The sequence below is a fragment of the Hydrogenophaga crocea genome, assembly GCF_011388215.1.
Lineage (GTDB): Bacteria > Pseudomonadota > Gammaproteobacteria > Burkholderiales > Burkholderiaceae_C > Hydrogenophaga > Hydrogenophaga crocea.
This window is the reverse complement of the sequence record NZ_CP049989.1, coordinates 1,527,443-1,553,653: the sequence shown is the minus strand read 5'-3', so window position 1 is coordinate 1,553,653 and position 26,211 is coordinate 1,527,443. Positions and strand designations below refer to the sequence as shown.

Here is a 26,211-nt window from a genome sequence, read left to right as displayed (position 1 = left end):
GCGGCGGGCCTCAGCGCGCGGGCCAGGCCAGCAGGTCCAGATGCCCCACCCGCAGGCGGCCGCGCGCCACCTGCGCAAGCCGGCGCTCGCGCCAGCCGCGCACCAGCGGCGCCTGCGCCGGATCCTGCTCCTGCGCAGCGCGCGCCAGGCCCTCGATCAGCGCGCGCTGCAGCGCGCCGTCCGGGTCGTGCGGCGCGGCCACGCGCCAGTCGCTGCGCGCCAGCCGCACGCGGTAGCCGCGCTCGCGCAGCAGCCGCGCCAGCATGGGCACGGCCTGCGCGCCCAGCGCCGGTCCCAGGCCCTTGTCGCGCCGCTGGTGGGCGGCGAACAGCGTGTCCACGGCGGCGTCGTGCGGATCGCGCGGCGACCAGGCGTGACGGCCGTCCACGCTGAGCGCGAAGAACAGCGTGGCGCGCGCGCCGCTGGCGTGCGCCACCAGCGCGCGCAACCACGCCTCGCCCACCAGATCGAGCAGCGCCGAGGCCGTGACCAATTGGGCCGCGGCCCAGGGCAAGGCCGCAAAGCCGCGCGCGAGATCGGTCTGGCGGCGCAGCACCTCGGCGCTGAAGCCCGCGCCCTGCCAGCGCAGGCGCCCCGCGTCCGAAGGCGCGAAGCCGGGCTGATGGTCCCAGCGCGCGAGCAGCGATTCGTCGTGATCGATCACCAGCCATTGCTGCGCGCCGCCCAGGCGCGGCGCGAGCCAGCGCAGGTTGGCGCCGGTCCCGCAGCCCAGGTCCATCACCCGCCAGGGCCCGCTGGCGGGCGCGCGCGCGCGCAAGGCCTGCAGCAGCGGCGCCGATGCGGCGCGCGCCGCGGCATCGAAAGGCTCGCGCAGCGCGAGCCAGTCGGCGCTGAACGCGGCGCCGGCCTTCATGCCACCACCGCGTCGATCAGCGCCGCGAAGCGCGCGGCCTGCTGCGGCCAGGCGGGCAGGTGCTGGGCCGCGGCACGCGCACCGGCCGCGAGCCGCGCGCGCAGCGCGGCGTCGCCGATCACGGCCGCGAGCGCCGCGCGCCACGCGGACTCGTCGCCCGCCGGCACCAGCAGGCCGGCCTCGGGCGGCACGGTCTGCGCGAGCGCGCCCGCGCGGCTGGCCACCACGGGCAGGCCGTGCTGCAGGGCCTCGTTGATCACCATGCCGTAGCCCTCGTGGCGCGAGGCCAGCACGAACGCGTCGGCCGCGGCATAGCGCGCCTGCAGCGCGGCCTCGGCCAGCTCGCCGTGCCACACCACGCGCGGCGCGAGCGGGCCCGACGCGGTCAACGCGTGCAGGGCCCGGGCGTGCGCGGCGTCGCGCGTGGCGCTGCCCACGGCGTGCAACCGCCAGTCCAGGTGCAGCAGCCCGCCGAGCGCGCGCAGCAGCAGGCCGTGGTCCTTGCGCGGGGTCAGCGTGGCCACGCAGAGCAGTTCGACCGGCCCGTCGGGTGCGCGCGGCCGCGGCGCGGGCACCGCAACCGGGTCCGCGCCCGGCTCGACCACCGCGATGCGCGCGGCCGGCACGCCCAATGCGGCCACGTCGTGCGCGGTGTGCGGGCTGGGCACCACCACCTGGTGCGCGTGGCGCAAGGCTTCACCTTCCTGCCGCCGCAGGCCTTCGGCGAGCGCGGGAGCCAGCCCGGTTTCGAGGTGCAGCGGGTGGTGCACCAGCGCGACCCAGCGCAGGCGCTGCGCGTGCGGCGCCACCTGCGCGGCCAGCACGCCGAAGGCCAGGCCGTCGGCCACCACGCAGGCGCCATCGGGCAGCGCGGCCAGCGCAGCCGCAGCGCGCGCCAGCGCCACGGCGTCGGGGTGCGGCCAGTCGCCGTCCAGGCGCAGCACGTCCACCGCCCGGCCCTGCGCGCGCCAGGCCTGGAGCAGCCGGCGGTCGTACGCGTAGCCGCCCGTGGGCGTGTGCAGATCGCCCGGCACCAGCAGCACCCAGGGCGCGCGCGCACTCATGCCGCCACGAGCGGGCCTTCGTAGGCCGCCCAGGCCACGTGCGATTCCTGCAAGGACACGCGCAGGGCCGTGAGCCCGCCGGTGGCGCTGCCCGGCACCGCGTGCGGGCCCAGATCGCCCGCAGCGATGCGCTGTGCGAGGCGGTCGAACACCACGCGCGCGAGGAATTCGGTGGTGGTGTTGCGGCCCGCGAACTCGGGCAGCTCGTCGAGGTTGCGGAAGTTCAGGCGGCCCAGTTCTTCGTGCAGCACCTGCGTGGCCAGGCCGATGTCGACCACGATGCCGTCGGGGTCGAGCGCGGGCCGGCGCAGTTCGATATCGACCACGTAGGTGGCGCCGTGCAGGGCCTGGGCGGGGCCGAAGACCGCGCCGCGGAAGCTGTGCGCGATCATGAAGTGGTCTCGGACGGTGACGCTGTACATGCGGAGGTCTCGGGTGTCGGTCTCAGGCGGGGTGGTCGATGCGCTGGCACAGCGTGTCGCGGTCGCCCGCGGCCAGGCGCGCCAGCACCTGGGGCAGTTCGTGAAACGGCGCGTGGTGGGTGATGAGGCGGTCGAGCGCCGGGTCGGTCAGCAGCGACAGGGCCAGCGCGAGCCGGCGGCCATGCGTCCAGCGCGCGCGCTGCGCCGTGGCCACCTGCCCCACCTGCGAGCTGCGCAGCGTGAGGCGCTGCGCGTGAAAGGCCTCGCCCAGCGGCAACGGCACCGAGCGCGTGCCGTACCAGCTCAGTTCGAGCACCGTGGCCTCGAAGCCCGCGAGCCGCAGCGCCGTGGCCAGGCCCGCCGGGTGCCCGCTCGCGTGCACGACGAGGTCGGCCTCGCCGCGCGCGGCCTCGGGCAGTGCAAAGTCCGCGCCCAGCGCCTGCGCGAGCGCGGCGCGGCCGGGGTTCGTGTCCACGACCTGCACCGCGCAGCCCGGCATGCGCGCCGCGAGCCAGGCCACCAGCAGGCCCAGCGTGCCGCCGCCCACCACGCTCACGCGGTCGCCGACGCGCGGGGGCGCGTCCCACAGCGCGTTGACCGCGGTCTCCAGGTTCGCCGCGAGCACGGCGCGCGCGGGCGGCACGCCCTCGGGCAGCGGCGTGACCGCGGCCGCGGGCACCTGGAACACGGTCTGGTGCGGGTGCAGGCAGAACACCACGCGGCCGAGCAGATCGGCGGGCCCGGCCTCCACGCGGCCCACGCTCACATAGCCGTACTTCACGGGCGAAGGGAAATCGCCCACCTGGAAGGGGGCGCGCATGCGCTGCGCCTCGCTCGCGGGCACCTCGTGGCGGAACACCAGGCCTTCGGTGCCGCGGCTCACGCCGCTGTGCAGGCAGCGCACGCGCACCTCGCCCTCGCGCAGCGGGCCCAGGGTTTCGGCGCGGATCTCGGCCCGCGAAGGACCGGTGATCCAGCAGGCCAGCGCGGCCATGGGGGCGTCGGGGGGCGAAGGAGCGGTCACGGGCCTGGGTTGGGGTTATTCGGGGCGCCGACTTGCGCCGCGCGGCCAAGCCGCGCAACCTCGGGGGGCTGCACGCATCTTAGAAGGCCTGACCGCGACCCGCTCCGCGACCCGCCATGAATCCCACCCTCGCACCCGACCATGCCCCCGCCGACGCACCGGCCCGCGCGCTGCGGCGCGAGGCCGCGCGTGCGCTGCTGGCCGTGGGCCTGCTGCTGGCGGCCGCGACGGCCGCGCTGGATGCGGTGTTCGGCCTCGGGGCCGACCACGTGCTCAAGGCGCTGGCGGCCTATTCGATCGGCGCGCTGCTGGTGTGGCGCGGGCTGGCCGGCGGCGCGCACCCGCACGCGCGCTTCGGCGCGGCCAACCGCGTGACGCTGCTGCGCCTGGCCGGTATGGCGCTGGTGGCGGGGCTGGTGGGCGACGGCCTGCCGCTGGCCCAGGGGCCGGCGGGCTGGGCCCTGATCGGCTTCGCCACGCTGATCGCCGTGCTCGACCTGCTCGACGGCCACCTCGCGCGGCGCGAAGGCTTGGCGAGCCGCTTCGGCGCGCGCTTCGACATGGAGACCGACGCCGCCTTCACCCTGGTGCTGAGTGCGCTGGTGTGGCAGGCCGGGCAGGCGGGGCCCTGGGTGCTGGCCTCGGGCCTGATGCGCTACGCCTTCGTGGCCGCGGCGGCGCTGTGGCCCTGGCTCAATGGCCCGCTGCCGCCCAGCAAACGCCGCCAGACCGTGTGCGTGGTGCAGATCACCGCGCTCATCGTGTGCCTGGGGCCCATCGTGCCCGCGCCGCTGGCCACGGCCATCGCGGCGCTCAGCCTGCTGCTGCTCACGGCCTCGTTCGCCGTGGACGTGCGTTACCTGGCCCGGCAGCACCGGGCCTCACCGGAGACCGCGCCATGAAGACCCCTGCCCTGCTCGCCACGGCCGCCCTCGCGCTGGCCCTGGCCACCCCCGCCGCCCAGGCCCAGCCCGCGCGCTACGAGCTCGACCCCGACCACATCTCCATCGGCTTCCTGGTGGACCACGTGGGTTACGCCAAGGTGCTGGGCCTGTTCCGCTCGGCGCGCGGCAGCTACCGCTTCGACGAGGCCACGGGCGCGCTGTCGGACGTGCGCATCGAAGTGGAAACCGCGAGCGTGTTCACCAACCAGCGCAAGCGCGACGAGCACCTCAAGGGCCCCGACTTCCTCAACAGCAGTGAGTTCCCGCGCATGGTGTTCACCGCCAGCAGCGCCAAACGCACGGGCGATCGGCAGTTCGAGATCGCGGGCCAGCTCGAGCTGCTGGGCAAGTCGCAGCCGCTCACCTTGCAGGCCACCTGGAACAAGAGCGGCGAGTCGCCCGTGGCCGGCGGCTTCGGCCGCAAGCCCTATGTGATGGGCGTGTCCGCGCGCGGCAGCTTCAAGCGCAGCGCCTACGGCATGAACTACGCCGTGGCCAACGGCTGGGTGGGCGACGAGGTGCCGCTGATCATCGAGTTCGAGGCGGTGCGCCAGTGACGCCAGGCCTGGCCTGGCTGCTGCGCTTCGGCGGCGCGTTCGCGCTGCTCAACGCCCTGCTCACCTTCGAGAACCGCTGGCCCGGTCTCGGCGTGCACGCCATGCCGCGGCTGTCGTTCGAGCTCTGCCTGGGCCTGGCCGCGCTGCTGGCCTGGATGGCCTGGCGCGGCCTGCCGGGCCGGCGTGCGCTGACGCTGCTCGCGCTGGGCTTCGTGGCGCTGGTGCTGGTGCGCTACGCCAACGTGACCGCGCCCGCGCTGCTCGGGCGCCCGGTGAATCTCTATTGGGACGGCCGGCACGCGCTGGAGCTGCTGCGCGTGGCCGCGGGCTCGGTGCCCGCGTGGCAGGTGGCGGCGGCCGCAGCCGCCCTGCTGCTCGGCGGCGCGCTGCTCGTGCTCGCCGTGCGCGCGCTGATCGCGGTGCTCGCGCAGGCCTTGCAGGCGCCGCGCCCGCGGCCCTGGCTGCTGGCCGGGGTGGCCGCGCTCAGCGCGAGCTTCGCGGCCTACGTGCCGGGCGAGCGCGACACGCGCTGGTTCTTTTCGCTGCCGGTCACGCCCACGCTGTGGCAGCAGGCCGGGCTGCTGGCGCGCGTGGTGCTGCCCGCCCAGCACGACGGCCTGGGCGAGAGCCCGGCCTTCGACGGCGGCCTGCAGGCCCTGGCCACGCCGCAGGGGCCGGGCGACGTGCTGCTGGTGTTCGCCGAGTCGTACGGCATGGTGGCCTTCGACCGGCCCGATCAGGCCGCGGCCCTGGCCGGCGCGCGCGCGGCCTTCGAGGCCACGGCTCGCGCGCAAGGCCTGGAGGTGCTGAGCGCGCGCGTGGGCTCGCCCACCTTCGGCGGCGCTTCCTGGCTCGCCCACGCGGGGCTGCTCGCGGGCGTGGACACGCACGACCCGGCCGACCACGACCTGCTGCTCACCAGCGATCGGCCCACACTCGTTCGGCATTTCGCGAACCACGGCTACCGCACCGTGGGCTGGATGCCGGGCCTCAAACGCCCCTGGCCCGAGGGCCGCTTCTACGGCTTCGAGCGCCTCGCCGACGACGCCGGCATCGGCTACCAGGGGCCCGACTTCGGTTACTGGCGCATCCCCGACCAGGCCGCGATGGCGCTGCTGCGCGCGCAGGAGCTCGATGCGCCCGCGCGCGCCGACGACGCGCGGCCGCGCTTCGTGGTGTTTCCCACCACCAGCACGCACGCGCCCTTCCACCCGCTCGCGCCCTTCGTGGACGAGGTGCAGCGCCTCACCGGTCCGCAGGCCTACAGCGCCGACGAGGCGGCCCGCGCGCTGGCCGCGCCGCTCGCGCTGCGCGATCCGCTCGCGCCCTACCTCGACAGCCTGCGCGGCCAGTACGCCTGGCTCGCGCAGCACCTGCGCCAGCCGCGGGCCGCGCCGCAGCTGCTGATCGTGGTGGGCGACCACCAGCCGCCCGGTGCGGTGAGCGGGCGCGGCGCGCCCTGGGAGGTGCCGGTGCACGTGGTGGGCGCGCGCGGTGCGCTGCGCCAGCACCTGATCGACGAAGGCTTCGTGCCCGGCCTCACGCCGCCGGCGCAAAGCCTCGGGCCCCTGCACCGCCTCACGCGCGTGCTGCTCGACGCCTTCGATGCGCCGCAGCCGCCCGACGACGCCGACTCACCCGGCGAGCCAGGCATGCACGTCGCCCGACGGCGCGCCCTCGGGCAAGGCACCTAGCCAGGCGCGCAGGGCTGCGGCGTTCAGGCCTTCGGGCGGGCGCAGCCGCAACTGCTCGCCCAGCGAGACCGCATAGCGGTAGCGGCCGGGGCCGGCGAGTGCTTCGAGCCGGTCCACGCAGGCCAGCGCCAGGTCGCGCACCGCGGGCACGAATTCGAAGGACAGCGCGGGCAGCGCCTGGCTCAGGCCCATGAGCACCTCGGGCTCGAAACCCTCGACGTCGATCTTCACGAAGTCGGGCACGCCGTGCTGCGCGATGAGCGCGTCGAGCGTGCCCACCGCCACCGAGGGCCCGGGCTGCCAGCGCACGCCGCGAAACGACGCGCTCGCCCCGGCGCGCGCCACGAAGTCGCCCGACAGCGTGGCCACCGTGGGCGTGCGCGGGCTCGCGAACAGGGGCGCACGGCCTTCGGCGCGGCCCAGCGCACCCTCGAACAGCACCACCCGGCCGGCCTGCACCGCGGGCGCAAAACGCCGCGCCAGCCGCGCCGAGAGTGCGGGCTGCGGCTCCACCGCGACCACGCGCGCGCCCAGCTCGAGAAAGGCCTGCAGGCGGTTGCCCGTGTGCGCGCCGACGTCGAAGGCCAGCCCGCCCGCGGGCACGAAGCGGCGGTAGAAGCGCCGCAGCCGCGCGCGCCGCCCCGGAATGCCGTGGTAGATCAGCAGCGAGCGCCACAGGCCGAGGCGGCTGTGGAGGGCGTCGATCCAGGGGGCGCGTGCGGTCATGGCCGCAGGATAGCTGCGGGTCTGGCCCGCGCCGGCGGTTTGCGCGCGAATCGCCGGGCTTTTCGGCGCATCGCCGTCGGGCGCAGCCGGTAGCCTCGTGGCATGCCCACACCCGAGCTCCCCGCATGAAGATCTGCATCACCCCGCGCGAAGGCCTGTACCAGGTGCTGGCCGCCGTGTTCGACGCCTTCGACCGCGTGCCCACCGTGGCCGAACTCGGCGTGCTCAAGGGCGACAACGCGCTGCAACTGCACCAGGCCCTGCGCCCCGAGCAACTGCTGCTGGTGGACGCCTGGAGCGCCGCGTCGAACGCCGCCTACTGCCCCTTCGAACAACTGCCGCCCTGGGTCACGCCGGTGGCCGAGTACGCCTACTACTACGGCGGGCCGATGGACGACCCGCAGACCTGGGAGCGCCTGTACCAGAGCTGCGCGAGCAAGTTCGAAGGCCACAGCGAGGTGAGCCTGATCCGCCAGGACTCTTACAGCGCCTACGAAACCGTGCGCCAGCGCGTGGCCGGCCGCGGGCTCGACCTGCTCTACGTGGACGCGAACCACCAGTACGAATACGTGCTGCGCGACCTCATGACCTACCAGGACCTGGTGCGCCCCGACGGCCTGCTCATGCTCAACGACTGCTGCCACAGCGAGAAAGGCGCGCGCCAGAACCTGGGCGTGCTCGAAGCCCTGGGCAGCTTCATCAAGCGCAGCGATTTCGTGCCCGTGGCCATGACCAACACCGACTGGACCGACGTGGTGCTGGCACGCAAGGGATCGCACATGGTGGAGGCGATCGACACCGTGCTGGTGAACGCCGACATCCCCTTCGTGGAGCTGCCGCACCAGCTCATCACGGCGGCGCGCATCCGCAACGGGCGGCTGGGGGCGAACCTCAGCTTCTGCTGAGCCGGGCGGCACCCGCCCACCCGGCCAGCCTGAACCGAAAGTTCAGGCTGCCTGCGCACGCGCGTGCCTTCCCAAGGGCTGCCCCGCACGGCCACACTGCGCCCATTCCCCCTCAGGAGCCGCAGATGCACCCGACGCCGCAAATGATCCGCCCGACCCGCCGCCTGATCGTGTGGGCCGCGCTCGCGCTGTGCACCGCCTCTGCGCTCGCGCAGGTGGCCTTTCCCGCCAGGCCGGTGCGCCTGATCGTGCCCACACCGGCCGGTGGCCCGAGCGACGCCGCGGCCCGCGCGCTGGCCAAGGGCATGGGCGCCACGCTCGGCCAGGAGGTTGTGGTGGACAACCGCCCCGGTGGCAACACCGGCATCGGTGCCGCGGCCGTGCTCAATGCCGTTGCCGATGGCCACACCCTGTTCTTTGCGCTGGCCTCCAACGCCGGCCTGCCCCACCTGAGCAAGGCCTCGCCCTACAGGTCGCTGGCAGAGTTCACGCCGATCGCGGCCATCGGCGGCAACACGCAATGCCTGGTGGTGCCGGCCGGCCTGGCGGTGCGCACGCTCGCCGAGTTCGCGGCCCACGCCAAGGCCAGCCCCCGACCGCTGCTGCGCGGCTCCAACAACGTGTCGGAAGACATGGTGGCCGGACAGGTCACCTCGGCGCTCGGATTCGCGCTCGACCGCGTGCCCTACAAGGGCGCGCCGCAATTGCTGCCCGACCTGCTCGAAGGACGCATCCAGGCCGCGGTGCTGCCCGTGGGGGCCAGCGTGCCGCACGTGCGGGCCGGCAAGCTCGTGATGCTCGGCTGCAGCATGTCCGAGCGCATCGCAGCGCTGCCCACCGTGCCCACCCTGGCCGAGGCCGGCGTGGCGGTGCCGCCGCTGATCACGGCGCATTTCGTGCTCGGCCCGCCCCGGCTGCCCGCAGACATCGTCGAGCGGCTCGCCAGCGCGGCCCGCCAGGCCGCCCAGACGCCCGAGTTCCGCCAGGAGATGGAGCGGCTGATGATCGTGGGCAACGCCCGCTCGCCGGCCGAGACACGCGAGCTCATGCAACAGGCCGAGGCGCAGTACGTGCAGTTCGTGCGCGAAACCGGCGCCAGCATCGACTGATGCGCGCAGGCTAGCGATGGGCGAGCCAGCTCGAGGCGCGGCGGCTGTTGCCGTGGTGCCAGGCGGGGCGACCGTCGACGCTCGACTCGCCCTTGGCGCTGGTGAGGCGCGACAGGTCGGCGCAGTGGGCCGCGACGAAGTCGGCAAACACGCGCAGGCGCAAGGCACGCCGCAATGCCGGCCGGAAATACATGGCCAGCGGCGGCGGGTCCATGAGCTCCCAATCGGGCAGCACCGGCACCAGACGGCCGCTCGCCAGCTCGGGCTGGGCGGTGGCGTAGGCGATGCGCATCACGCCCCCATCGGCCAGCGCCAGTTCGAGCAGGTTGTCGCGGTGGTTCGAACTGAGCCACCCGCGAACCACCACCTCCTCGATCTGGTCGCCTTGCGCCCCGGCCTGGCGGTAGCGCCACAGATCGAGCAGCTTGCCGTAAGGGTTGCGGTAGCTCAGGCAGATGTGGTCGGTGAGATCGCGCGGGTGGCGTGGCGTGCCGTGGCGCTTCCAGTATCCCGGCGTGGCCGCGGTGACCTGCGCCATCACCGGCAGCTCGCGCCGCACCCAGCTGCCGGCCTCGAACCAGCCGTGCAGCAGCAGCAGATCGCAGTCCTTGCTGGCCGACTCTTCGAGGTGAAGCACCGTGCGCAGATCGAGCGTGAGATCGGGGTAGGCGGCGTGAAAGGCCGGCAGCGCCGGCACGATGCAGTGCTGGATCAGAAAGGGCGTGCCGCCCACCACCAGGGTGCCCTGCGGACGCAGCCGGGCTTGGCGCAGGCCCTCGTCGGCCGCCTGCAACTGGGCAAGCAGCGGTGCGCAGGCTTCGGCGTACTGCGCCCCATCGGCGGTGAGCCGCAGGCCCCGGCTGCCGCGCTGGAACAAAGGCGTGCCCAGTTGTGCCTCAAGGGCGCCCACAAGCTTGGCCACGGCCTGCAGGCTGACGCCCTGCTGGCGCGCCGCCGCCGACAGGCTGCCCGTTTGCGCCGCGGCCAGGAAGTACTGGATCGCCTTGAGCTTGTCCATGATGAAAGGAGTGTGGCGTGAGCGAGCAGCCCTTGGCAACCACGAACGGCAGCGGCCCGCCGCGCTTCCTGTTCGACGACGGCGTGGCCTACGAAGAGATGATGGGCCGCTGGAGCGCGCGGGTCGCGGACCCTTTTCTCGACTGGCTGGCGCTGCCCCCGGGCCTCGACTGGCTCGACGACGGCTGCGGCAACGGCAGCTTCACCGAGGTGCTGGCGCGCCGCCAGCGGCCAGCCTCGCTGGTGGGGGTGGACCCTTCGCCCGCGCAACTGGCGTATGCGCGCGAGCGGCCGGGCCTGCCCGGTGCGCGCTGGCACGCGGGCGACGCCCAGGCGCTGCCCCTGCCCGACGCCAGCGTGGACGCGGCCGTGATGGCCCTGGTGCTGTTCTTTCTGCCCGATCCGGCGCTGGGCCTGCGCGAGCTGGTGCGGGTGGTGCGCCCGGGCGGCACCATCGCCGCCTACCACTGGGACATGGCCGGCGGCGGCTTTCCGCTGCAGGCCATCCTCGACGCGGTGCGCGCCGACGGGCACGGGCTGCCGCCGCCGCCGAGCAACTGGGTGTCATCGCCCGAGGCCTCGCAAACGCTCTGGCGCGAGGCCGGCCTGGTCGGCGTGCAGACGGCCTGCTTCGAGGTGCAACGGGCCTTCGACAGCACCGATCAGGTCTGGCGCAGCGCCCAGGGCAACCCGCGCCTGCGCGCCCTCTTCGCCTCGCTCGCCCCCGAGGCGCGCGAACGCCTGCAGGCGCGGGTGCGCGATCAACTCGGCGCGCGCGAAGGGCAGCCGCTGGTGCTGCGGGCCCGCGCGACCGCGGTCAAGGGGCGCAGGCCCTGAGCGCGGGCCGGCTCACTCCCACTCGATTATCTATAGTCACAAAACCATGTTAAATATCAATGACTTACAATACGGCAACCAACTAATGCCATGAATAATGCCATGCTCAGATCAAGAGGATGAACACTGCCTTCGCTGTTGACGGGCAATGGCCTGCTCCAGAGTCTCCCCAGGCTGCCATCCGTACAGGTCGCGGACGCTCTTCGTTCTGGCATGGCCGGGAGGCTTGAACTCGTAGCCGGCAGCAGCCATCTCGGCGGCCATGTCCTCGGTGATGAAGAACGGTTCGTTTTCTTCGTTCAGTTTCATGCTGACACCATAGCGACGTTCTAAAAACCAGAAGTCTATCCACCTCCCTCCCAGCCGATCAGTCAAGGGGTCGCCTCAGAAAACGGAAAATAAAGCACGCTAAGCCGGTTGCAGCGGTCGTAGCGGCCTGAACTTGCCCGCGCCGATCTTGGCGCTGCTGCGCCAGAGGTAATCGCCGGTGAGGTTGATGTGCTCCCAACCGAGCGGCGACAGGTACTGCAACAGCGCGTCATCAACGGCATGGCCGTTGCCACGCAGCGCGTGCGCAGCCCGTTCCAGATAGACCGTGTTCCACAACACGACGGCAGCCGTTACCAGATTGAGGCCGCTAGCCCGGTAGGGGTCTCCTCGTTTTCAGTGCAATAAGTGACGGTACGAAAAGCTAGCACTGGCGCGGAGGTGGTGTTGGTAGATCGTTGATTTCATTGACTTTCCTGTTCACTTTCAAATCTGCGATTCGTGGCGTCAAACCGTGGTCGGTTTCATCCATTGGTGCCAGTTATCGATGCATTTGGCCGCGAAGGCAGGATTTGGTCAGCATAGCGGTCAACCGGGAAGCGAAACACACCCCGCAAGTTGATGCTCTCCAGCCTGGTGGGCGCAATCTTCCCGATCAGTTCCGGTGGAATGACCTGGCGGCGGTTCGACCAGCGATCCAGGACCGCCTGCATCTGTGAGGTATTCCACGCCATCACGATGTTGGCCATCAGGCTCAACGCATCGGCCACAGCCTGCATTTCATCGATACGTTTGGCCTGCGCCGGGCTGATCCGGCCGGTATAAATGGCGCGCTTGAGGGCGTTAACAGCCTCGCCCCGATTGAGCACCCGGCGCAACTCGTTCCTGAAAGCGTCCTTGACAAAGTAGTCAGCCAAAAACGCCGTACGCAGCAACCGCCCCAATTGCACGCCAGCCTCATAGATTGGATCGCCCTGGGCGGCAGAACCGAACCGCGCAAGAGCTGCCACCGCACTGGCATGTCCGCTCATGACCGAGGCTGCCAGGTGCACCAGACTATCCCAATGCTTTTCGATCAAAGCGACGTCGACATTGGCTTCGCACACCGCAGCGATTTCTGCGGGCACTTTGGTGCCGCGTGGCACAAAGAGGTGGCGCTGTTTGAGTTCCTTCAACCGCGGGCAAAGATCAAAACCAAGCAAACGGGCATGTGACATGGCAAAGTCGGTGTAGCCATGGGTATCCACAGCAAGCTGGCTGGTCTCCAGCTTTTCTTGGCGGATGACACCTTCAATGGCCACGCCCGCCTGGCGCTCATTGAGCACAAAGGGCTGCGCATGGAAGATGCCCCACCGGTCTTTTACATGGGAGTAGATTCCAATGGAAGGTGTGTTGCGCCGAGGATCAAGCCGGGCTTGCCACACCCGTTTGGTGGTCTCCATGGTCATCATGTCAGAAGATGCCAAATCGGACCGCCCCCAGGTGGCGGCAATCGGGTGTCGCTGCATGAATTCCAGCACAGCCTGGCAGGCCTGGCTCAGACGCCGTTCGTCCCGCGCCCAGCGCATGGCCTGGCGAATGCTGGTGGCAGACAATTGCGGAATCATGCGCGCGCATTCGACCGCAGTCAGACTGGTGCCGTGGGCCATGATGCCGGCATAGACCATCAGCAGCTCGTCGGTAGAGCGCGGCTCACGTCCGAGCATGATCCAGCTAAAGCGCACCTGGGCGTCAACGGCCAGAATCACTTCCGGCAATTGAACCTCACCGATGCGGTGATCCAAAGCCGCGCGCAGCTTGGTCACTTCTGGGTCTTCGTCCTCTGCGGGCAATGGCGACAAATGGAGTTCATCATCCACGCGCAGTACGCCACTGCGGGCTGCAGCGGCCACCGCATCGACACCGGCAGTTACTCTGGCCAGCAAAGGCTTCAAGAAAGTGGCAGCCTTGCTGGGTAACGATAGACGGGCATAGTGTTTCTTGGACTCTGCCTGCCAACGCTCGTCCGTGAAGAACAAGCGCGCACGACCCCGAAAGCTCAGGCTGTGCTCAATCCAGACCGAGCCATTGCGCACCGCGCGGCGCAGGGCAAACAGGGTGGCCACCTCCAACGCCTGAAACGCCCGTTCCCGGTCTGGGCTGGAGATCGAAACCTGCCAGATCATTCCCAGACTTGGTGCCACCACTTCAACTGGCAGCTTTCTGGATCCTTTGAGATATAAAGCTTGCAGCTTGGCAAGGTACTCGATGGCAGGATGCTCGCCGGTGGCCTGCCAGGGCAGCTTTGCAATGGCGACGAGCAACGACCGCACGGGGCGAATTCCATCAATCAATCCCTCGCGGACCAGGGAGGCCCTGCTCGGTGGTTTGCGTTTCTGGGTTTCGGTGATCAAGGCTTCAAGACGGGCACGCAACTCAGCATCTGGCACCGCACCTTGCGCGCTCAAGGCAACAAGTTCGCCGAGCAGCGTTTTGTACATTGCGGCCCAATTGACGGTAGCGGGGACATCGGCGGCAGCCTGACGCCACAGATCGGCGATCCGGCGCTGCACCATAAGGATCAACTGGTCTGTGGTGGTGAACAGGCAATACCGAAGAAAGCATGCGACCTCCACGGTGCGCGCTGGCTCTTTGATCTTGGCTCCGGCTGAGGGCGGCCTGGAGACAAGTCGGCGCGCGTAGCGGCGCAAGATGAGATCGGGGATGTCTGCCAGGTGCTTATGAACGTCCAGCGTGTAAAGCAGGTCGATGCGCTCCAGTACCTCGCTGATTTGGCGGGTTGAGTGTTTCGCCGGTGCAGCCCATAGCCAACTCTGCTGGGTTTGTCCATCTGGGCGCAGCTCTGAAACTGAGGCTCGCCAGCGATCAAGTGTTGCTGGATCAACGCTGGCGGCGATGGCGGTGCCTGTTTCAACTTCAAGCTGGGCAAGTGCCGCCGCAATCAGTGTCCGAATTGCCCGCTCGTGCACGATCACCAGCTTGTTCTTGTACAGCCATTGACGCGCCCGCACGAGTAGCTGATCGCGGTCGGCGCAGCGCGCCACTTCGTCGCGCAGTTCACGTACCAGTGAGCGGCGCTGGTGCTCGCTCATCCACTGGAATCCAAGGACCGTGCAGGCTACTTGTTGGTGATCGAATAGCGTGCGCCCGCGTTCATACATGGCTCTCAGCGAGGCGACTTCTGGTGCTGCAATGCCAAGCTCGTTGCCAAGGTGGCGCCACAAGGCTACTGGAATTACCCGAAAGGCACCGAGCAAACGCCCACTCATGCGCAGGAAACCAATATGGAGCGCCAGACCAAGCTTGTGGGAATCACCTCGGCGTGCATTGATTGCGTCGCGCTCGGCACCATCGAGGGTGAAAAATGCCTTCATCTCGAAGTCGCTGATATCGCGGGGGAGCCCACGCATCCCCAAAAACGTTGTGTGCCAACCCTGCATCGTGAACCTCAAAAGTGGGAGGCCACCATACCCGTTTACAAAGCGAACAGGAAAGTCAATGAAATCAACGGTCTACCCAGACCACCCCCGCGCCAGTGCTAGCTTTGCGTACCGTCACTTATTGCACTGAAAACGAGGAGACCCCGGGTTGTGCGCTGTGGTACCTGGACCTGCGCTTTGCCGACTGGGGCTGGCGAGAGCGGCATCCCCACGTGGCCGACTGGTACGCCACCTACGGCCAGCGCCCGGAAATGACGGCCACCTGGTCTCTGGACTGAGCCTCGCCCACCACACACAAAGGGCGCCCCGTGGGCGCCCTTGTCGTTCAGGGGCAGGCGCTTTCAGAGTGCAGCCGACAGTTCCGGCACCGCTGAGAACAGGTCAGCCTCCAGGCCGTAGTCGGCGACGGAGAAGATCGGGGCCTCGGGGTCCTTGTTGATCGCCACGATCACCTTCGAATCCTTCATGCCCGCCAGATGCTGGATGGCCCCGGAGATGCCCGCGGCGATGTACAGCTGCGGCGCCACGATCTTGCCGGTCTGGCCCACCTGCAGGTCGTTGGGCGCGTAGCCCGCATCGACTGCCGCGCGGCTGGCGCCGATGGCCGCGCCCAGCTTGTCGGCCAGCGGGGTCATGACTTCGTTGAACTTCTCGCTGCTGCCCAGCGCGCGGCCACCGCTGACGATGATCTTGGCGGCGGTCAGTTCGGGGCGGTCGTTCTTGGCGATCTCGCTGCCCAGGTAGGCGCTCTTGCCGTTGCCGGCTGCTGCCGCGACCGTTTCCACGGCGGCGGAACCGCCCTGGCCGGCCGGGTCGAAGCCGGTGGTGCGCACGGTGATGACCTTGGTGGCGTCACCGCTCTGCACGGTGGCGATGGCGTTGCCGGCGTAGATCGGGCGTTCGAAGGTATCGGCGCTGATCACCTTGGTGATGTCGCTGATCTGCGCAACGTCGAGTTTGGCGGCCACGCGCGGGGCCACGTTCTTGCCGCCGGCCGTGGCGGGGAACAGGATGTGGCTGTAGCCGCCGGCAATGGCCAGCACCTGGGCGGCGACGTTCTCGGCCAGGCCGTGGGCGAAGCCTTCGGCGTCGGCGTGGATCACCTTGGCCACGCCGGCGATCTGGGCAGCTTGTGCGGCGGCGGCGCCGGCGTTGTGGCCGGCGACCAGGACGTGCACATCACCCCCGCACTGGGCGGCAGCGGTCACGGTGTTGAGGGTCGCGCCTTTGATAGAGGCGTTGTCGTGTTCGGCAATGACGAGTGCGGTCATGGTGTTTCTTCCTCAGATCACTTTGGCTTCGTTTTTCAGCTTGTCCACCAGGGCAGCCACGTCAGGAACCTTGATGCCGGCACCGCGCTTGGCCGGCTCGGCGACCTTGAGCGTCTTCAGGCGCGGTGTCACATCCACCCCCAGGTCCGCCGGCTTGACCGTCTCCAGCGGCTTCTTCTTGGCCTTCATGATGTTGGGCAGCGTCACGTAACGCGGCTCGTTCAGGCGCAGGTCGGTGGTGACGACAGCCGGCAGGCTCACTTCCAGGGTTTCCAGGCCGCCGTCGATTTCGCGGGTGACTTTGGCTTTGTCACCGGCCACTTCCACTTTCGAGGCGAAGGTGGCCTGCGGCAGGTCGGCCAGGGCCGCCAGCATCTGGCCGGTCTGGTTGGCGTCGTCGTCGATGGCCTGCTTGCCCAGGATCACCAGACCCGGCTGTTCCTTGTCCACCAGGGCCTTGAGCAGCTTGGCCACGGCCAGGGGCTGCAGTTCGACATCGGTCTCGACCAGGATGGCGCGGTCGGCACCGATGGCCATGGCCGTGCGCAGGGTTTCCTGGCACTGGGCCACGCCGCAGGAGACGGCGATCACCTCGGTGGCCGCGCCCTTTTCCTTCAGGCGCACGGCTTCTTCCACCGCGATTTCGTCAAACGGGTTCATGCTCATCTTGACGTTGGCGATGTCCACACCGGTGCCGTCGCTCTTGACGCGCACCTTGACGTTGTAGTCCACCACACGTTTGACGGGGACGAGGATTCTCATGGTGCGACTCCCTTCAGACGCGTTCGATGATCAAGGCAATGCCCTGCCCCACCCCAATGCACATGGTGCACAGCGCGTAGCGGCCGCCGGTGGCGTGCAGGCGGTTGATGGCGGTGGTGGCCAGCCGCGCGCCGCTGGCGCCCAGCGGATGGCCCAGGGCGATGGCGCCACCCCAGGCGTTGACGCGTGCATCGTCGTCCTGCAAGCCCAGCTGGCGCAGCACAGCCAGGCCTTGCGCGGCAAAGGCTTCGTTGAGTTCGATCACGTCCAGCTGTTCGAGCGTGAGGCCGGTCAACGCCAGCACCTTCTGCGTCGCCGGGGCCGGGCCGATGCCCATGATGCGGGGCGCCACACCGGCCGTCGCCATGCCGACGATACGAGCCTTGGGCGTCAGGCCGTTCTTCGCCGCCGTGGCCTCGTCGGCCAGCAGCAGTGCGCAGGCACCATCGTTGACGCCGCTGGCGTTGCCCGCGGTCACCGTGCCGTCCGGACGCACCACGCCCTTGAGCTTGGCCAGGGCTTCCAGGCTGGTCTCACGCGGGTGTTCGTCGGTGTCGACGATCAGGGCATCGCCCTTCTTCTGCGGAATGCTCACCGCGCAGATCTCGCGCGCCAGGTGGCCAGCCTTGATCGCCGCCACGGCCTTCATCTGGCTGGCCAGGGCCATGCGGTCCTGCGCCTCACGCTCGACCTTGAAATCGGTCGCCACGTTCTCGGCCGTCTCTGGCATGGAGTCCACGCCGTACTGCGCCTTCATGAGTTTGTTGACGAAGCGCCAGCCGATGGTGGTGTCGTAGACGGCGTTGGCGCGGCTGAAGGCGCTCTCGGCCTTGGGCATGACGAAGGGGGCGCGGCTCATGCTCTCCACACCGCCGGCGATCATCAGCCCGGCTTCGCCTGACTTGATGGCACGCGCAGCGGTACCGATGGCGTCCAGGCCCGAGCCGCACAGTCGGTTGACTGTACTGCCGGGCACCTCCATCGGCAGACCGGCGAGCAGGCCGCTCATGCGCGCCACGTTGCGGTTGTCTTCACCGGCCTGGTTGGCGCAGCCGAAGATGATGTCGGTTACGGCGGCCCAATCCGCGCCTGGGTTGCGCGCCATCAGCGCGCGCAGCGGGACGGCGCCCAGGTCGTCGGCCCGGACAGAACTGAGGGCGCCGCCATAGCGGCCAAACGGGGTGCGGATCGCGTCGCAGATGAAGGCATGGGACATGGTCATGGCAATGCAGAAAGGAAAAGGGACAACAGCGGAAAAATGGGTTCGAACGTTTCAATCGAGCAGGCGGACCAGCATGGCCGGCGTGGCGCGCACCGCGCCAAAGCCGTTGGCTGCGATGAGCTGGTCAAGCTCCTGCTCCAGACGGGCGCGGGGCTGAGTCCGGGCCCAGTGCACGGGGCCGCCCACCCAGGACGGAAAACCGTAGCCGTTGACCAGCACCACATCGATGTCGCCAGCCCGGTGCGCGACACCTTCGCTGAACAGCAGCGCGGCCTCGTTCACCATGGCCAGCAGCGCACGGCGCTGGATCGCGCCGGCCTCCAGCGGCACACGCACGATGCCGCGCTCGGCCGCGGCCTGGACGATGACTTCGCGCACCACCTCATCGGTTGCGGGGCTGGGCTTGCCGTCGGCGTAGCTGTAATAGCCCGCCTGGGTTTTGCGGCCCATGCGCCCCATCTCGCACAGGCGGTCCAGGATGTGCACATAGCGCTCCCGTGGGTCGCGGGAGGCCGCGTTGGCCTGCCGCATGCGCCACGCGATGTCCAGCCCCGACAGATCGGCCACGGCAAACGGTCCCATGGCAAAGCCGAAATCGGTCAGGGCGCGGTCCACGTCCTCGGGCCAGGCACCGTCTTCCAGCATGAACTCGCACTGCTTGCGGTAAGCGTTGTAGATGCGGTTGCCAATGAAGCCGAAGGCGTTGCCACAGAGGATGGGCGTCTTCTTGAGCTGGCGCCCCAGGGCCATGCCGGTGGCGATGACGTCGGGCGCGCTGTCGCGGCCTTGCACCACCTCCAGCAACTTCATGACGTTGGCCGGACTGAAAAAGTGCAAGCCCACCACGTCCTGGGCCCGGGCAGTGGCCGAGGCAATCGCATCAATGTCGAGGTACGAGGTGTTGGTGGCCAGCACCGCACCCGGCCGGGCGTGCTGGTCGATCTGACGGAACACCGACTGCTTGACCGCCAGGTCTTCAAAAACCGCCTCGATCACCACATCGGTTGCCTGCAGCGCCGACCACTCCAGCGTCGCCGTCAGGCAGCCCAGCAGGCGCTCGGCTTTGGCCGAGTCCACCTTGCCGGCCTTCACGCGCGAGGCGAAGTGCTCGGCGATGCGCGCCGAACCGCGCGCCAGCGCATCGCCCGACTGCTCCAGCAGGCAGACCTGCAAGCCGGCTTCCAGCGCGGCGATGGCGATGCCCGAGCCCATGGTGCCGGCGCCGATGACGGCCACGCGCTCCAACGCACGGGGCTCGGCCGAAAGGTGGGCTGGCAGTTTGGCCGATTCGCGCTGGACCCGGAACTGGTAGCGCAAGGCGGCGGCTTCGCCGCTCTGCATCAGCGAGAGGAACAGTTCGCGCTCGCGCTGCATGCCGGCGTCGAACGGCAGCGCGCTGGCCTGCACCGCGTCCAGCAGGGCCTGGTAGGAAGGCTGGGCGCGCTGGCGCGGGTTGAAGCGGGCGGACGCCTGATCGACCGCGGCCTGGCAGGCCGCGGCATCGACGCTGCGGTCCCGTGCCCGAGGCAGGACCTTGCCGTCCTGTGCCAGCGCCAGGGCCAGTGCGGAGGCCGCTGCCCACAGATCTTGCGACACCACTTGGTCCAGCAGGCCGGAGGCCGAGAGGTCGGCGGCCGCCTGGGGCTGGCCCGAGAGCATCATCGCCAGGGCTTTCTCGGGCCCCATCAGCCGCGGCAGCTTCTGGGTCGCCCCCGAACCGGGGATCAGGCCCAGCTGGATTTCCGGCGTGCCCAGGCGGGCCGATGCCAGGGCCACGCGGGCATGGCAGCCCAGGGCCAGCTCCAGCCCACCACCCAGGGCGACACCCGAGATGGCGGCCACCACCGGCTTCGAGCAGCCTTCCAGGGTGGCGATGACATCGCGCAGCATGGGTGTTTCAAACTGCAGCGGCGTGCCGAACTCGGAAACGTCGGCACCAGCCGAGAAGGCTTTGTCGTTGCCGATGAGCACGATCGCCGCGACTTCGGGATCTGCCTCGGCGGCGCGCACCGCGTCGACGATGTGCCTTCGCAGCGCGATACCCAGGCTGTTGACGGGAGGGGCATTGAGTTCGATGCGTTCGACGCGAAGCGCTGTCGGTAAGGGCTGGCTCATGGGATGGTTCACGGGTTCAGATGATCTGTCGGTTCTTCAAGGCGTCCAGCTCGTCCACCGACAGGGCAGCGAGCGACTGCAGCACTTCCTGTGTGTGCTGGCCCAGCAGCGGCGGCGCGCTGCGGTAGGTCACGGGCGTGGCCGAGAGCTTGAGCGCGCTGCCCGGCACGCTGACCTGCCCGGCGGTGGGATGGGGAAGTTCCTGGCGCATGTCGCGGGCCAGCACCTGCGGGTCGCGGAACACGTCGGCCATGTCGTTGATGGGCCCACAGGGCACGCCCACCGCTTCCAGCAGACGGATCCACTCGTCGCGAGGGCGCTGCTGCATCAGCACCTCCAGCAAGGGCACCAGCTGGTCGCGGTGCCGCACCCGGGCGGGGTTGGTGGCGAAACGAGGGTCGTCGGCCAGTTCCGGCTGCCCTGCGACCTGGGTCAGCTTGCGGAACTGGCTGTCGTTGCCACAGGCGACGATGACCCAGCCATCCGCCACCTTGAACACCTGGTAAGGGACGATGTTGGGGTGCGCGTTGCCCCAGCGCGTGGGCGGCTTTCCCGTGGCCAGGTAGTTTGTGGCCATGTTGGCCATCATGGCCACCTGGGTGTCCAGCAGGCAGATGTCCAGGTGCTGGCCTTCGCCGGTGCGCTCCTTGTGGTTCAACGCCGCCAGGATGGCGATGGTGGCGTGCGCCCCGGTGAACAGGTCGGCGATCGCGACACCGGCCTTCTGGGGCGACGCGCCAGGCTGGCCGTCGCGCTCCCCGGTGACGCTCATGAAGCCGCCCATGCCCTGCACGATGAAGTCGTAGCCGGCGCGCGGCGCGTACGGACCGGTCTGGCCGAAGCCGGTGATGGAGCAGTAGATGAGACCGGGGTGCTCGCGGCGCAGGCTTTCGTGGTCGAGCCCGTAACGCTGCATGTCGCCCACCTTGAAGTTCTCGACCAGCACATCGCATTGGGCCACCAGGCGGCGGACCAGGTCCTGGCCCTCGGCGGTGGCGATGTCGAGCGTGACGGACCGCTTGTTGCGGTTCACCGCCAGGTAGTACGCGGCCTCGGTGGTGTCCTGCCCATGCGCATCGCGCGCATAGGGCGGCCCCCATTGCCGTGTGTCGTCGCCCTGGCCAGGACGTTCGATCTTGATCACGTCGGCACCTAGGTCGGCCAACGTCTGCGTGCACCAGGGGCCTGCCAGGACCCGCGTCAGGTCCAGCACCCGAATGTGGCTGAGGGCTCCCATGTCTTCAGTCCAGTTGCACGTTGGCCGTTTTAACCACCTTCGCCCACTTGGCAGCCTCTGCCTGGATGAAGGCTGCGAACTGCGACGGACTATCGGGTGCGGCTTCTGCCCCCTGCTCCTTCAATGTCTGCCTGACATCGGGCTGGGCCAGGATCTGTCTGATTTCCTCATTCAGACGGCTGACCAGGCTTGCGGACGTCGACGCGGGTGCCCAGATTCCAAACCATGAACTGGCGTCATAGCCCGCCACACCGGCCTCTGCGATGGTGGGCACATCGGGCAGCGCAGCGGAACGCCGGACTGTCGTTACCGCTACAGCACGCAATGCGCCGGATCTGATGTGCGGCATAGCCGACGGCAGGTTGTCGAACATGCAGGTGGTCTGACCTCCCAGCAGATCCGTGATGGCTGGGGCACTCCCCCGATAGGGTACGTGCGCCATGGAAACCTGCGCCATCTGCTCGAACAGCGCCCCGCACAGGTGTATCGAGGTCCCATTGCCGGCTGATGCATAGCTCAGCTTTCCAGGTTCGGCCTTGGCGGCAGCGATCAGATCCTTCACCGTCTTGATTGGTGAGGATGCATTAACCACCAGCACGTTCGGGACCATGGCGACCAGGCTGATTGGGGAAAAGTCCTTGAACGGATCGTAGGCCAGCTTTTTGTAGAGATACTGGTTGATGGCATGGGTCCCAATGGTTCCCATCAGCAGGGCGTGACCGTCCCCCGCAGCCTTCGCTACCAGGGCGGATCCCACGGCGCCACCAGCGCCTGGCTTGTTTTCGACCACCACGGTGCCTCCGAGGCGGGTGGCCAGATGGCGGCCGACTAGACGCCCCAGAATGTCGGTGGTTCCACCAGCCGGGAAAGGCACCAGCATGGTGATCGGTTTGCTCGGATAACCCGTTTGTGCCCAAGTGGGCACTGCCAGAGTCATGGCTGTCAGGGTCAGGATCTGGCGACGATTGATGCTGGGATCGTGTGGTCTGGACATGGTGTGTCTCCGGTGTTTGGAATGCGAAATGGCGGTCTCGGATCAGTCTTGACGCATCAGCTGCTTGCCAATGATGAGCTGCTGGATCTGGGTCGTGCCCTCATACAGTCGCAGCAGGCGAACGTCGCGGTAGAAGCGCTCAACCTTGTATTCGTTGATGTAGCCCGCGCCGCCATGGATCTGCACACCACGGTCGGCCACGCGGCCCACCATCTCTGTCGTGAAGAGCTTGGTGCACGAGGCCTGCATGCTCACCGCCGGATCGGTCACACTAAAGGGCTTGGCGTCGTAGCGCTGCGCCACCGCCTGCACCATGGACCAACCCGCCAGCAGCTCGGCCTGGCTGTCGGCCAGCATGGCCTGCACCAGCTGAAAGTCACCGATGCGTTGCCCGAACTGTTTGCGCTCCTGGGCATAGGCGACAGACTCGTTCAGGATGCGCTGGGCCATGCCGCAAGCCAGGGCCGAGACGTGCAGCCGTCCGCGGTCCAGCACCTTCATGGCCGTCTTGAAGCCCTTGCCGGGTACGCCGCCGATGATGTGGGACGCCGGCACCCGCACGTTGTCCAGGTTGACATCGCAGGTCTTGGTGCCGCGCTGGCCCATCTTCTTGTCCGGCTTGCCCAGGGTGATGCCGGGCAGGTCCGAGGGCACGATAAAGGCCGAGATGCCGCCGGCCCCCGGGCCGTCGGTGCGCGCCATCAGCGTGAAGGCGCCGGCGCGCGGTGCGTTGGTGATGTAGCGCTTGCTGCCGCTGAGCAGGTAGTCGTCACCGTCGCGCACGCCACGGGTCTGCAGGGCTGCGGCGTCCGAACCGGCGTTGGGCTCGGTCAGCGCGAACGAAATGATCAGCTCGCCACTGGCGATACGAGGCAGGTACTCGGCTTTCTGCTCGGCCGTCCCGTCCATCAGGATGCCCTGCGACCCGATGCCGATGTTGGTGCCCACCACCGAGCGGAACGCCAGCGCGGTCTGCCCCAGCTCGAAGGCCACCTCGCACTCTTGCGCCATCGACAGGCCGATACCGCCGAACTCTTCCGGGATCGACAGGCCAAACAGGCCCAGCTCTTTCATGTCATCCACGATGTCCGAGGGAACGTCGTCGTGCTCTTCCACGCTGTTTTCAGAGGGGACCAGACGCTCGCGAATGAAGCGTTGCACGCTGTCCTTGAGCAGGGAGAAGGTTTCCGTGTCGAGTGCCATGTGATTTGAATTTCCGAAGAGGGCCCTGGGATCAGGGCTGTTTGGGGTTGGGGGATTGTGTTGATCGCACATTGACTTGACAATCCGATCAATGTTTAACACTCTGTCAAACGCTGTTTGACAGTCATCCCATGGACCTGACCGGACTGGTGCTGCTGGTGGACATCCTCGATGCCGGCAACCTGAGCAGCGCGGCGCGCAAACTCAAAGTCAGCCGCGCCAACGTGAGCTACCACCTGCAGCAGCTGGAGAAATCGGTGGGCGCGCAGCTGGTGCGGCGCACCACCCGGCGCATCGAACCGACGGAGATCGGTCAAACGCTCTACCGCCACGGACGCGCCATCCGAGACGAACTGACCGCCGCCAGGGAAGCCATAGACTCCCTGGGTCGCGGCCTGCACGGCGCCGTGCGGGTCAGCGTGCCCACCGGCTTCGGGCAACTGGTCATGACCGGCTGGCTGCTGGAATTCAAGCGCCAATACCCCGACATCAGTCTGGAGTTGCTGTTCGAGAACCGGGTGGACGACCTGCTGCGCGACGAGGTGGATGTGGCGATTCGGGTGATGTCCGAGCCACCGGAAGCACTTGTGGCCAGAGAACTGGCGCAGGTGCGATACGTGGCGTGTGCCTCGGACGTGTTCACCCGCATACACGGTCTGCCGGATGATCTGGAAGACCTGCGGCGCATGCCGCTGATCACCTCGTCGGTGGTTGGACGGGAACTCAGGCTTTCGGCCTACAAGGATCAGGTGCGTCAGGAAGTCACACTGAGCCCGACGCTGGCTTCCGAGAACTTCCAGTTTCTGCGAGAGGCCATCCTGTCGGGGCTGGGGGTTGGTCTGGTGCCGAGCTATGTGGTTCAGGAAGACGTGAACACCGGCCGTGTTGTGACCGCGCTGAACAACTGGCGCCTGAGCATCTTCGGAACCCGGCTGTTTTTGCTGCGCATGCCAGGGCGCTACCAGACCCAGGCGGTGCGAACTTTCATCGATTTCGTCATCGAGAAAGCTTCACGCTGGCGGTGATGCAGGGGCCTGGATTGTCATGCGGTGGACGAAGACCGCCGGTATTCGGCAGGTGTCACATTCAGCATGCGTCGAAAAACGCGGGTCATGTGGCTCTGATCAGAAAATCCGCAGTTTGCGGCAACCACCTTGAGCGGAATGTCAGGGCGCGCAAGTTGTTGTTGTGCTCGCTTGACACGCTGGGCCAGTACGTAGGCGTGCGGTGCACACTGGAAATCAGCCCGAAACTTTCGCATGAAGGCGAAGACGCTCAATTGGGAAAGGCTGGCCAGATCCTGCAGCGAAATGTTCTTATCAAGGTGTTCTTCTATGTACTGAACCACCAGTCGACATTGGGCACGAGACAGCCGACCATAGTTGCGGTAATCCCGAAAAACGACTTTTGCATATTGGCGCAGCATATGAATGCATAGCTGAGCCTTAAGAGCGTCCACATAAATCTGACCGCCAACCAATCCGCATTTCAGTTCGTTCTCAAACAGGGAGACTAAAGCCGGCAGAACTGGATCTTCGGATCGAACCATGTCCTGCATCTCCACATCCCTCACGTCTTTGTCGAAAACCTCGCCTGCGACACGAGCGACAGCGCTTTGGGAAAGGTAGAGATGAGACACATTGATCCCTTTGTCCCAACGCCACTGTGATTGTTCGGCACGGGTCAAAACGGAAACAACGCCTGGTTCGACCCTCGCGGACTGCCAGGGCCCCCCGCTTCGCCGGCTCATCTCTGCCACCCCACTCCGATACACGACGATCATGTAATCACGCATTGTGGGTATCTCAACGTCGAGGCTGTCGTAGCGATAACCCTTCAAAATGGTTTCTTCCCACCCAAGAGGTGAGCTATCCAGAGTGAGCCGGCCGGGGATCCAGCGCGGCACTTCGTCGGGCGTGATCAATGAGTTCATACACCGGTGCTCCACGTTCACCAACTGGCCAAATTACCGTTTCCCGGCGAGACCGCCCCTAGGGTTTACCCATGCTGTGCAGTCAGTGCCGAATATTCCAACGGCTAAGACAGTCAATGCCTATCGGCTGCAGCGCTCACACCCAACCGTCGACACTGCAAAAATCGATGATTGTTTGTTAGGGCAAGCACTACCAAGTCAAAATACTTGGAGCAACCTCACGTTCAGTCGACTGGACTCTTTGAACCCGTTGCCGACCTTCAGATCGCGACCGACAGACACCAGTACTTGCAACGAAGGGCTCACAAAAGTTGATGCTGTCAGTGTCGCTTTCGTGGTGGTGATCTCGTTTTCCAGGGACACACCGTTCACTCTCTGAATACCACCAAAGGTGTGCGACAGACCTGCCGCCAACAAGGTGCCTGGGCCTTGGTGCCAGTTCAGAGAACCCTGCAGTTGGTAGAGGGCTTTTTGTTGAAGCGTGTCCGCTCCGGAGGCACCAAATTTCTTGTTCTTCCCAAACAGGGTTGCGTCGACAGCTCCCTCCGCATCAAGCTGTTGGCTCAATTGATACGTGCCACCGAACTGGAAAAT

At 67.9% G+C, this 26,211-nt stretch carries 24 protein-coding genes and 1 pseudogene; 7 read left to right on the top strand and 18 right to left on the bottom strand.

What is annotated here, in order from left to right:
• Nucleotides 1-10: 10 nt before the first annotated feature.
• From G9Q37_RS07415 to G9Q37_RS07400, 4 genes are read right to left on the bottom strand one after another with little or no spacing between them, the layout of a single operon-like run.
• On the bottom strand, nt 11-874 hold the full coding sequence (locus G9Q37_RS07415) for a class I SAM-dependent methyltransferase (protein ID WP_166226568.1): 864 nt from the start codon (nt 872-874) through the stop codon (nt 11-13).
• A complete protein-coding gene (locus tag G9Q37_RS07410; RefSeq protein ID WP_166226567.1) occupies nt 871-1,938 on the bottom strand; it encodes a glycosyltransferase family 4 protein in 1,068 nt (355 codons plus the stop codon). The genes G9Q37_RS07415 and G9Q37_RS07410 overlap by 4 nt, the downstream gene beginning before the upstream one ends.
• Nucleotides 1,935-2,360 (bottom strand): 6-pyruvoyl trahydropterin synthase family protein, encoded by a 426-nt coding sequence (locus tag G9Q37_RS07405; RefSeq protein ID WP_166226565.1) that lies wholly within the window; start codon nt 2,358-2,360, stop codon nt 1,935-1,937. Before G9Q37_RS07405 ends, G9Q37_RS07410 begins: the two co-directional genes overlap by 4 nt.
• Nucleotides 2,361-2,382: 22 nt before the next feature.
• Nucleotides 2,383-3,354: a zinc-dependent alcohol dehydrogenase gene (locus G9Q37_RS07400; RefSeq protein WP_166226563.1), complete on the bottom strand. Its 972-nt coding sequence runs from the start codon at nt 3,352-3,354 to the stop codon at nt 2,383-2,385.
• Nucleotides 3,355-3,500: 146 nt separating this feature from the next.
• On the opposite strand from G9Q37_RS07400, the gene G9Q37_RS07395 reads away from it, so the two are divergent.
• From G9Q37_RS07395 to G9Q37_RS07385, 3 genes are read left to right on the top strand one after another with little or no spacing between them, the layout of a single operon-like run.
• The gene (locus G9Q37_RS07395) at nt 3,501-4,286 is read left to right on the top strand and encodes a CDP-alcohol phosphatidyltransferase family protein (protein WP_166226561.1); all 786 of its coding nucleotides are present in this window, start codon (nt 3,501-3,503) and stop codon (nt 4,284-4,286) included.
• Nucleotides 4,283-4,885: a YceI family protein gene (locus tag G9Q37_RS07390; protein WP_166226559.1), complete on the top strand. Its 603-nt coding sequence runs from the start codon at nt 4,283-4,285 to the stop codon at nt 4,883-4,885. Before G9Q37_RS07395 ends, G9Q37_RS07390 begins: the two co-directional genes overlap by 4 nt.
• Nucleotides 4,882-6,579, top strand: coding sequence for an alkaline phosphatase family protein (locus tag G9Q37_RS07385; protein ID WP_166226557.1), 1,698 nt, complete (start codon nt 4,882-4,884; stop codon nt 6,577-6,579). Before G9Q37_RS07390 ends, G9Q37_RS07385 begins: the two co-directional genes overlap by 4 nt.
• Here G9Q37_RS07385 and G9Q37_RS07380 read toward each other — a convergent pair.
• Nucleotides 6,520-7,305 (bottom strand): FkbM family methyltransferase, encoded by a 786-nt coding sequence (locus tag G9Q37_RS07380; protein ID WP_166226555.1) that lies wholly within the window; start codon nt 7,303-7,305, stop codon nt 6,520-6,522. The two genes, G9Q37_RS07385 and G9Q37_RS07380, sit on opposite strands and share 60 nt — an antisense overlap.
• A gap of 125 nt (nt 7,306-7,430) precedes the next feature.
• On the opposite strand from G9Q37_RS07380, the gene G9Q37_RS07375 reads away from it, so the two are divergent.
• Both G9Q37_RS07375 and G9Q37_RS07370 read left to right on the top strand, forming a co-directional pair.
• Nucleotides 7,431-8,210, top strand: a complete 780-nt coding sequence (locus G9Q37_RS07375; protein ID WP_166226553.1) for a class I SAM-dependent methyltransferase — start codon at nt 7,431-7,433, stop codon at nt 8,208-8,210.
• Nucleotides 8,211-8,353: 143 nt separating this feature from the next.
• Nucleotides 8,354-9,319: a tripartite tricarboxylate transporter substrate binding protein gene (locus G9Q37_RS07370; protein ID WP_166226551.1), complete on the top strand. Its 966-nt coding sequence runs from the start codon at nt 8,354-8,356 to the stop codon at nt 9,317-9,319.
• A 10-nt stretch (nt 9,320-9,329) separates the two neighbouring features.
• Here G9Q37_RS07370 and G9Q37_RS07365 read toward each other — a convergent pair whose 3' ends face one another.
• Complete coding sequence (locus tag G9Q37_RS07365; protein WP_166226549.1) at nt 9,330-10,337, bottom strand: LysR family transcriptional regulator; 1,008 nt, start codon at nt 10,335-10,337, stop codon at nt 9,330-9,332.
• 32 nt (nt 10,338-10,369) lie between these two features.
• On the opposite strand from G9Q37_RS07365, the gene G9Q37_RS07360 reads away from it, so the two are divergent.
• Nucleotides 10,370-11,173: a class I SAM-dependent methyltransferase gene (locus G9Q37_RS07360; protein ID WP_205710733.1), complete on the top strand. Its 804-nt coding sequence runs from the start codon at nt 10,370-10,372 to the stop codon at nt 11,171-11,173.
• Between the two features lie 111 nt (nt 11,174-11,284).
• On the opposite strand, the gene G9Q37_RS07355 is transcribed toward G9Q37_RS07360, so the two are convergent.
• The 10 genes and pseudogenes from G9Q37_RS07355 to G9Q37_RS07310 all read right to left on the bottom strand — a co-directional run bounded on the left by G9Q37_RS07355 (nt 11,285) and on the right by G9Q37_RS07310 (nt 23,684).
• Entirely contained in the window at nt 11,285-11,482 is a 198-nt protein-coding gene (locus G9Q37_RS07355; protein ID WP_063570105.1) for a hypothetical protein, read from the bottom strand.
• Between the two features lie 99 nt (nt 11,483-11,581).
• A pseudogene (locus G9Q37_RS07350) lies at nt 11,582-11,821 on the bottom strand (Tn3 family transposase); the annotation flags it as partial.
• A 143-nt stretch (nt 11,822-11,964) separates the two neighbouring features.
• Entirely contained in the window at nt 11,965-14,880 is a 2,916-nt protein-coding gene (locus G9Q37_RS07345) for a Tn3-like element IS1071 family transposase (RefSeq protein WP_166226538.1), read from the bottom strand.
• A 341-nt stretch (nt 14,881-15,221) separates the two neighbouring features.
• Entirely contained in the window at nt 15,222-16,151 is a 930-nt protein-coding gene (locus tag G9Q37_RS07340) for an electron transfer flavoprotein subunit alpha/FixB family protein (protein WP_166226547.1), read from the bottom strand.
• A 12-nt stretch (nt 16,152-16,163) separates the two neighbouring features.
• Nucleotides 16,164-16,913 carry an electron transfer flavoprotein subunit beta/FixA family protein gene (locus G9Q37_RS07335; RefSeq protein ID WP_166226545.1) on the bottom strand — a complete coding sequence of 250 codons (750 nt, stop codon included), beginning with the start codon at nt 16,911-16,913 and terminating at the stop codon, nt 16,164-16,166.
• 13 nt (nt 16,914-16,926) lie between these two features.
• Entirely contained in the window at nt 16,927-18,129 is a 1,203-nt protein-coding gene (gene pcaF / locus G9Q37_RS07330) for a 3-oxoadipyl-CoA thiolase (protein ID WP_166231060.1), read from the bottom strand.
• A gap of 57 nt (nt 18,130-18,186) precedes the next feature.
• On the bottom strand, nt 18,187-20,262 hold the full coding sequence (locus tag G9Q37_RS07325; protein ID WP_240936561.1) for a 3-hydroxyacyl-CoA dehydrogenase NAD-binding domain-containing protein: 2,076 nt from the start codon (nt 20,260-20,262) through the stop codon (nt 18,187-18,189).
• A 4-nt stretch (nt 20,263-20,266) separates the two neighbouring features.
• Entirely contained in the window at nt 20,267-21,487 is a 1,221-nt protein-coding gene (locus tag G9Q37_RS07320) for a CaiB/BaiF CoA transferase family protein (protein ID WP_166226544.1), read from the bottom strand.
• A 4-nt stretch (nt 21,488-21,491) separates the two neighbouring features.
• On the bottom strand, nt 21,492-22,481 hold the full coding sequence (locus tag G9Q37_RS07315; RefSeq protein ID WP_166226542.1) for a Bug family tripartite tricarboxylate transporter substrate binding protein: 990 nt from the start codon (nt 22,479-22,481) through the stop codon (nt 21,492-21,494).
• Between the two features lie 42 nt (nt 22,482-22,523).
• Nucleotides 22,524-23,684 carry an acyl-CoA dehydrogenase family protein gene (locus tag G9Q37_RS07310; protein ID WP_086920795.1) on the bottom strand — a complete coding sequence of 387 codons (1,161 nt, stop codon included), beginning with the start codon at nt 23,682-23,684 and terminating at the stop codon, nt 22,524-22,526.
• 131 nt (nt 23,685-23,815) lie between these two features.
• Here G9Q37_RS07310 and G9Q37_RS07305 point away from each other — a divergent pair, with 131 nt between their 5' ends.
• Nucleotides 23,816-24,709, top strand: a complete 894-nt coding sequence (locus G9Q37_RS07305) for a LysR family transcriptional regulator (RefSeq protein ID WP_086920794.1) — start codon at nt 23,816-23,818, stop codon at nt 24,707-24,709.
• A 17-nt stretch (nt 24,710-24,726) separates the two neighbouring features.
• Here G9Q37_RS07305 and G9Q37_RS07300 read toward each other — a convergent pair whose 3' ends face one another.
• Nucleotides 24,727-25,617 carry a helix-turn-helix domain-containing protein gene (locus G9Q37_RS07300; RefSeq protein WP_166226540.1) on the bottom strand — a complete coding sequence of 297 codons (891 nt, stop codon included), beginning with the start codon at nt 25,615-25,617 and terminating at the stop codon, nt 24,727-24,729.
• Between the two features lie 198 nt (nt 25,618-25,815).
• Nucleotides 25,816-26,211, bottom strand: coding sequence for a transporter (locus G9Q37_RS07295; RefSeq protein ID WP_240936638.1), 396 nt, complete (start codon nt 26,209-26,211; stop codon nt 25,816-25,818).

Coding starts and splice junctions, on each gene's coding strand:
- G9Q37_RS07415 (WP_166226568.1), bottom strand. CDS start 874: ATGAAGGCCGGCGCCGCGTTCAGCGCCGACTGGCTCGCGCTGCGCGAG.
- G9Q37_RS07410 (WP_166226567.1), bottom strand. CDS start 1,938: ATGAGTGCGCGCGCGCCCTGGGTGCTGCTGGTGCCGGGCGATCTGCAC.
- G9Q37_RS07405 (WP_166226565.1), bottom strand. CDS start 2,360: ATGTACAGCGTCACCGTCCGAGACCACTTCATGATCGCGCACAGCTTC.
- G9Q37_RS07400 (WP_166226563.1), bottom strand. CDS start 3,354: ATGGCCGCGCTGGCCTGCTGGATCACCGGTCCTTCGCGGGCCGAGATC.
- G9Q37_RS07395 (WP_166226561.1), top strand. CDS start 3,501: ATGAATCCCACCCTCGCACCCGACCATGCCCCCGCCGACGCACCGGCC.
- G9Q37_RS07390 (WP_166226559.1), top strand. CDS start 4,283: ATGAAGACCCCTGCCCTGCTCGCCACGGCCGCCCTCGCGCTGGCCCTG.
- G9Q37_RS07380 (WP_166226555.1), bottom strand. CDS start 7,305: ATGACCGCACGCGCCCCCTGGATCGACGCCCTCCACAGCCGCCTCGGC.
- G9Q37_RS07375 (WP_166226553.1), top strand. CDS start 7,431: ATGAAGATCTGCATCACCCCGCGCGAAGGCCTGTACCAGGTGCTGGCC.
- G9Q37_RS07370 (WP_166226551.1), top strand. CDS start 8,354: ATGATCCGCCCGACCCGCCGCCTGATCGTGTGGGCCGCGCTCGCGCTG.
- G9Q37_RS07365 (WP_166226549.1), bottom strand. CDS start 10,337: ATGGACAAGCTCAAGGCGATCCAGTACTTCCTGGCCGCGGCGCAAACG.
- G9Q37_RS07355 (WP_063570105.1), bottom strand. CDS start 11,482: ATGAAACTGAACGAAGAAAACGAACCGTTCTTCATCACCGAGGACATG.
- G9Q37_RS07345 (WP_166226538.1), bottom strand. CDS start 14,880: ATGCAGGGTTGGCACACAACGTTTTTGGGGATGCGTGGGCTCCCCCGC.
- G9Q37_RS07340 (WP_166226547.1), bottom strand. CDS start 16,151: ATGACCGCACTCGTCATTGCCGAACACGACAACGCCTCTATCAAAGGC.
- G9Q37_RS07335 (WP_166226545.1), bottom strand. CDS start 16,913: ATGAGAATCCTCGTCCCCGTCAAACGTGTGGTGGACTACAACGTCAAG.
- pcaF (WP_166231060.1), bottom strand. CDS start 18,129: ATGTCCCATGCCTTCATCTGCGACGCGATCCGCACCCCGTTTGGCCGC.
- G9Q37_RS07320 (WP_166226544.1), bottom strand. CDS start 21,487: ATGGGAGCCCTCAGCCACATTCGGGTGCTGGACCTGACGCGGGTCCTG.
- G9Q37_RS07315 (WP_166226542.1), bottom strand. CDS start 22,481: ATGTCCAGACCACACGATCCCAGCATCAATCGTCGCCAGATCCTGACC.
- G9Q37_RS07310 (WP_086920795.1), bottom strand. CDS start 23,684: ATGGCACTCGACACGGAAACCTTCTCCCTGCTCAAGGACAGCGTGCAA.
- G9Q37_RS07305 (WP_086920794.1), top strand. CDS start 23,816: ATGGACCTGACCGGACTGGTGCTGCTGGTGGACATCCTCGATGCCGGC.
- G9Q37_RS07300 (WP_166226540.1), bottom strand. CDS start 25,617: ATGAACTCATTGATCACGCCCGACGAAGTGCCGCGCTGGATCCCCGGC.